The following is a 467-nucleotide window of genomic DNA, read 5'->3' as shown; positions in this document are numbered from 1 at the left end:
GCTTCGACGCCACGGGACGCGTGTTCGGCGACGCTGTAGACGCTGCCCGCCGTTGCCCCGTTCTAGCGATTTTCCTTGGCCAGATGCTCCGAGATCGAGCCGAAGTCGATGTCGGAGGCCCTGGGGTTGAGGAGGTCGATATGCCGGCCGTTGGAGAGAGTGAGCAGACAATTGGTGCGGATCATCGAACCGGCCTTTCCGAGCAGGGCGAAATCTCGCGGGCGTAAGCGTAGCTCCGCGCGCGCGGCCACTTGTCCGACCGGTTCAATTCGGCGCCGGGCGTCCAGCCCTCCTTGACCTCGACGTCGAAGCGATAGCCGGACTTCATCCAGACCTTGCCCCGCGCGGCGTTGGCGGGCCCCCCCCGAAAAAAAGGAAAAGCGGGGGGGTGGGGAAAAATGTTTATAAAGGGGGGGGGGCGAAAAATAAAAAAAAAAAAGGGGGGGGGGGGGGGGGGGGGGGGGGGG

Annotated in this window: 1 protein-coding gene; it reads left to right on the top strand. The window is 64.0% G+C overall.

The genetic code is table 11. The features are described 5' to 3' along the window. The coding region (locus AACY08_RS29390) for a hypothetical protein (protein ID WP_339472596.1) at window positions 1-227 on the top strand (227 nt) is incomplete at its 5' end. Between the last annotated feature and the right edge of the window lie 240 nt (window positions 228-467).

This window comes from Pseudomonas sp. EL_65y_Pfl1_R83 (assembly GCF_963970695.1).
Taxonomy (GTDB): Bacteria; Pseudomonadota; Gammaproteobacteria; order Pseudomonadales; family Pseudomonadaceae; genus Aquipseudomonas; species Aquipseudomonas tritici.
The sequence above is the reverse complement of the archived record's forward strand: the minus strand, read 5'-3'. Positions and strand labels throughout refer to the sequence as shown.